At 68.2% G+C, this 4,844-nt stretch carries 7 protein-coding genes; 4 read left to right on the top strand and 3 right to left on the bottom strand.

Annotation, left to right across the window (positions count from 1 at the left end):
- From VGT00_08205 to VGT00_08190, 4 genes are all read left to right on the top strand, one after another.
- A partial coding sequence (locus VGT00_08205; GenBank protein ID HEV8531384.1) for a hypothetical protein occupies nucleotides 1–285 on the top strand: 285 nt, incomplete at its 5' end.
- Nucleotides 282–1,076 (top strand): enoyl-CoA hydratase-related protein, encoded by a 795-nt coding sequence (locus VGT00_08200; GenBank protein HEV8531383.1) that lies wholly within the window; start codon nucleotides 282–284, stop codon nucleotides 1,074–1,076. The genes VGT00_08205 and VGT00_08200, both read left to right, overlap by 4 nt.
- Nucleotides 1,077–1,094: 18 nt before the next feature.
- Nucleotides 1,095–2,234: a mandelate racemase/muconate lactonizing enzyme family protein gene (locus VGT00_08195; GenBank protein ID HEV8531382.1), complete on the top strand. Its 1,140-nt coding sequence runs from the start codon at nucleotides 1,095–1,097 to the stop codon at nucleotides 2,232–2,234.
- Between the two features lie 14 nt (nucleotides 2,235–2,248).
- Nucleotides 2,249–2,890, top strand: coding sequence for an HAD family hydrolase (locus VGT00_08190; GenBank protein HEV8531381.1), 642 nt, complete (start codon nucleotides 2,249–2,251; stop codon nucleotides 2,888–2,890).
- A 23-nt stretch (nucleotides 2,891–2,913) separates the two neighbouring features.
- On the opposite strand, the gene VGT00_08185 is transcribed toward VGT00_08190, so the two are convergent.
- The 3 genes from VGT00_08185 to VGT00_08175 form a co-directional block, all read right to left on the bottom strand.
- Nucleotides 2,914–4,011 carry a Zn-dependent alcohol dehydrogenase gene (locus tag VGT00_08185; GenBank protein HEV8531380.1) on the bottom strand — a complete coding sequence of 366 codons (1,098 nt, stop codon included), beginning with the start codon at nucleotides 4,009–4,011 and terminating at the stop codon, nucleotides 2,914–2,916.
- Between the two features lie 37 nt (nucleotides 4,012–4,048).
- Complete coding sequence (locus VGT00_08180) at nucleotides 4,049–4,357, bottom strand: RidA family protein (protein HEV8531379.1); 309 nt, start codon at nucleotides 4,355–4,357, stop codon at nucleotides 4,049–4,051.
- Between the two features lie 94 nt (nucleotides 4,358–4,451).
- Nucleotides 4,452–4,841: a heme-binding protein gene (locus tag VGT00_08175; protein HEV8531378.1), complete on the bottom strand. Its 390-nt coding sequence runs from the start codon at nucleotides 4,839–4,841 to the stop codon at nucleotides 4,452–4,454.
- Between the last annotated feature and the right edge of the window lie 3 nt (nucleotides 4,842–4,844).

Here is a 4,844-nt window from a genome sequence, read left to right as displayed (position 1 = left end):
CGGGGGATGGCCACCGCCACTCCGCCGGAAGCCATCGCGCCCGTGGTGACCTTCCTGGCCAGCGACCGCGCCGCGCACATCACGGGCCAGGTGATCGGCGTGCGCGGCACCGAGGTGACGGTGTTCTCGCACCCCGCCCCCCTGCGGACGGCGACCCGGGCGGAGGAGTGGACGGCAGAAGCGCTCGCGGAGTCGTGGGATCGGACGCTCGGCCAGGACCGGTTGCGGCGCCTCGACGCCATGGGGATTCCGTGGCCGCCCGCCGCCAAGGAGTCGCGCCCATGACCTATGAATGCCTGCTCTACGAGGTGAAGGACCGGATCGCCACCCTGACCCTGAACCGCCCCGAGCGCCTCAACGCGCTCGGCGGCACCCTGAGGGAAGATCTCTTCGATGCGGTGACCCGCGCGAGCGCCGATTCCGACGTTCGCGTGATGGTCATCACCGGAGCCGGCAAAGGCTTCTGCTCGGGCGGGGACGTCAAGGCGATGAGCGAGGCCAAGGCCGGCACGCGCGAGCGGCCGCTGATCGAGAAGATCGCCCCGGGCCGTGACCAAACCCTGCTGGCCATGCGCGAGGCACCCCAGCCCATCATCGCCGCCATCAATGGCGCGGCGGCGGGGGCGGGCATGAACCTCGCGCTGGGCTGCGACATTCGCATCGCCTCGACGGAGGCGAAGTTCGCCCAGGCCTTCGTCAAGCGCGGACTGCATCCGGACTGGGGCGGCACGTATTTCCTGCCTCGCGTGGTGGGGATGGCCAAGGCCTGCGAGATGATCTTCACGGGGGATCTGCTCGACGCCGCCGAGGCGCTCCGGCTCGGCCTCGTGAGCCGGGTGGTGCCGCCGGAGGATCTTCTCCCCGCGGCCTACGATCTCGCGCGCCGGATCGCCGCCGGCCCGCCCGTGGCCATCCGGCTTGCCAAGCGATCGCTCTACGCCAACGCGGATCTCGATCTGCAGGGGGCGCTTCACATGGAGACGATGGCTCAGAACATCTGCTTCGAGACGGAGGATGCCACCGAGGGCATCCGCGCCTTCGTGGAGAAGCGCGCGCCCGTGTTCAAGGGACGGTGACCCACTCGAGTCTCCCTCATGAAGATCACTGACGTCATCACGCATCAGCTCTCGGTTCCCGTCGACGAGCCCTTCACGTCTTCGCGAGGGTGGGTCTACAAGTCAAAGGGGGCGCTGGTCGTGGAGATCCAGACCGACGAGGGAATCACCGGCTGGGGCGACTGCTATGGCCCGGCCCCGGTCTCGAAGGTGATCGTCGATAGCCTGCTCAAGCCGTCGGTGATCGGCGGCGATCCCTTCGACGTCGAGGTCATCTGGGAGGCGCTCTACAACAAGGTCAAGGACTATGGCCTGACCGGCATGACGATCTCCGGGATCTCCGGCGTGGACATCGCGCTCTGGGACATCGTGGGCAAGGCCTGCGGCAAGCCCGTACACAAGCTGCTTGGTGGATGCTTCCGGCCTCGGATCGAGGCCTACGCGACCGGGCTCTACTTCAAGGATATGGCCCGGGTCACCGAAGAGGCGGTCGCGGAGGCGCGCACCTACGCGGGGCAGGGGTTCCGCGCGGTCAAGATGAAGATCGGGCTCGGCGACATGAAGAAGGACCTCGCGCGGATCTCCGCCGTGCGCGAGGCCCTCGGGCCGGACCGGCTCCTCATGGTCGACGCGAACCACTGCTACAACGTGCCGCAGGCCATCAAAATCGGGCGCGAGATGGAGAAGCTCGGCGTCTACTGGTTCGAGGAGCCGATCTCGCCGGAGGATCTGGACGGCTACGTCGAGGTGTCGCGCGCCCTCGACCTGGCCGTGGCGGGCGGAGAGAACGAGTTCACCAAGTTCTCGTTCCGCGCCATCCTCGACAAGCGCGCCATGGACATCATCCAGCCGGATGTCTGCGCGGCGGGTGGCCTCACGGAGTGCAAGAAGATCGCCGTCCTTGCCCAGGCGGCCGGCGTGCAGTGCGTGCCGCATGCCTGGGGGACGGCCATCGGGCTCGCCGCCACCTTGCACTTCATCGCCTCGTTGCCCGACAGCCCGCCCTGCCTGGTGCCCGTTCCTCCGCTCCTCGAGTTCGAGCAGACCTTCAACCCGTTCCGGGACGATCTCGCCTCGTCCAGGATCACGCACCGCGCGGGATGGGTCGATGTTCCCACCGGGCCCGGCCTCGGCATCGAGATCGACCGCGACGTGCTCAAGCAGTATCGAGTGGCCTGAGACCTCCCGGCCCGATGCGCCGCTTCGATCTGGTGATCTTCGACAATGATGGTGTGCTCGTCGACAGCGAGGGGCACGCGAACCAGATCCTCTCGGAGCTGCTGAACGAAACGGGCGTGGAGCTCGGCATGACGCGTGAGGAATGCATGGCGGAGTTCATGGGGCGCTCGCTGACGACCATCCGCCAGCTCGTGGAAGCGCGGCTCGGCCGCGCCTTGCCCCGCGATCTCGAGGATCGCTATCACGCGCGCCTCTTCGAGGTCTTCGCCACCAAGCTGTCGGCCGTTCCCGGCGTGGAGCGCGCGCTCGAGCGCATCACGCTGCCGACCTGTGTCGCCTCCAGCGGCACGCACGAGCGGATCCGTCGGGCCCTCGCGGCCACGGGCCTGCTCGCACGCTTCGAGGGGAAGATCTTCAGTGCCGAGGACGTCGCGCGTGGCAAGCCCGCCCCCGATCTGTTCTTGCACGCGGCGCGCAGCCTGGGCGTGGTGCCCGCCCGCTGCGCCATCATCGAGGACAGCCCCCTCGGCGTCGAAGCGGCCAACGCGGCCGGCATGACCGCCTTCGGCTTCGCCCGCCTCACGCCCCCTGATCTGCTCGCGGATGCCCGGGGCGGCGTTTTCTCCTCGATGGACGACCTGCCCGACCTCCTCTAGCCGCTTCCGCAGGCGGCCGCCTGCTACTCATAGACGATCACGCTGCGCTTCACCTCGCCCTGCTTCATGAGATCGAAGGCATGGTTCAGCTCCTTGAGGGGGAGGCGGCGCGTCACCAGCTCCTTGAGCTGATACTTGCCCGCCATGAAGAGGTCGATGAGGAGCGGCACGTCGGTGCGCTGGTGCCCGGCTCCGAACGAGGAGCCCGTGAGCACCCGCTGCTGGAGGAGCATGCCGGGGTCGATGGACAGCCGTGTGCCGGCCGGGCTGACGCCCACGATCACGCAGGTGCCGCCCCGGTGGATCGAGGCGAAGGCCTGCTCGATGGTCTTCTGGGTGCCCACCACCTCGAAGGCGAAGTCCACCCCGCCGATGCCGCCGATGGCCTGTACGCGGGCGACCGGATCCTCCTTGGAGGCGTCCACCACGTGGGTTGCCCCGAACTCCTCCGCCCACGTGAGCTTCTGGGGATTGACGTCGACGGCGATGATCTTGCCCGCGCCCACCATCCGCGCCGCCTGGATGGTGTTGAGCCCGACCCCGCCGCACCCGAACACGGCCACGCTGGCCCCCGGCGGCACCTTGGCCCTGTTGAACACGGGGCCAGCGCCCGCGAGCACGCCGCAGCTCACCAGGCAGGCGAGATCGAGAGGCGCGTCCTTGCGGATGGGAATTACGCTCTCCTCGAGCAGGACGGAGTGGGTGGCGTAGCCGGAGACCTGCAGGAAGTGGTGGAGCGGTCGCCCGTTCTTGCGGAAGCGCGACGTGCCGTCCAGCATGAACCACCGGGGCTTGTCGCGGAGCGCGCACATGGTGGGCTGGCCGCCTATGCAGTACCAGCATTTCCCGCACGAGGGGATATAGCTCGAGCACACGTGATCCCCGGGCTTCACACTCTCCACCCCCGGCCCGATCTTCTCGACCACGCCGGCCGCCTCGTGACCGAGGACGACAGGAAGCGGGTGAGGGTAGTCGCCCGTCATGACGTGCAGGTCGCTGTGGCAGACGCCGTTGGCCGCCCAGCGCACGCGCACCTCGTGGGGACCGGGCTCGAGCACCTCCACGTCCTCGATGACGAGAGGCTTGTTCACTTCGTACAGAACGGCCGCGGAAGCGTCCATGGGCTGATCCTCCTGACTTGATCCTGAATGCCGGCGGCTATCTTGCCGCGGCCACTACGATGATCTCGACCAGACAGTGGCCGGCCAGCGTGGCGCCCACGCACGCTCGCTGCGGCCAGTGGTCGGGATCGGGACCCATCCATTCGTTCCACACGGCATCGAACTGCGGCTTGGTCGTCATGTCGGCCAGAAAAACCTGCGCCGAGACCAGGCGCGTCTTGTCGCTCCCGGCCTCGGCGAGGTTCTTGTCCAGCACCGCGAGGACGCGGCGCGTCTGCTCCTGGATGTCGGCGGAGCGGTCGTCGTACGTCGCCACGGTCCACACGAGGTCCTGGTAGGCCGCCATGCGGTTGCGCCCCTGGGCCTGACCGCGCCAGCGCCTGATGCGTTGTATGAGGGCCTCCCCGGCCTCGAGTCCGCGACGGAACGACGACGAGCGCCTACTTGAGGGTGTCCGCTCCCGCCCTGGCGATCTGCGCGTCCTGGGCGGAGGTCACGCCCGACACGCCGATCCCGCCGATGATCTTGCCGTCCACCACGATGGGAATGCCGCCCTCGAGCGGCGTGGCGCCCTCCAGCTTCAAGATGCGCAGCCCCACGCCGCCACCGGCGATGACGTCCTCGAGGGCCTTGGTGGGCCGACGGAAACTCACCGCGGTCGTGGCCTTGCCCTTGGCGACGTCGATGCTGCCGTACTGCGTGTTGTCGAGCCGCTGGAGCGAGACCAGATGCCCGCCGCTGTCGACGATGGCGATGACGACGTTCCAGTTGTTCTTCTTGGCCTCCGCTTGAGCCCCCGCCATCACCTTCTGAGCCTGGTCGAAGGTGATGGC

The organism is Candidatus Methylomirabilota bacterium (assembly GCA_036002485.1).
GTDB lineage: Bacteria > Methylomirabilota > Methylomirabilia > Rokubacteriales > CSP1-6 > AR37.
The sequence above is the reverse complement of the archived record's forward strand: the minus strand, read 5'-3'. Positions and strand labels throughout refer to the sequence as shown.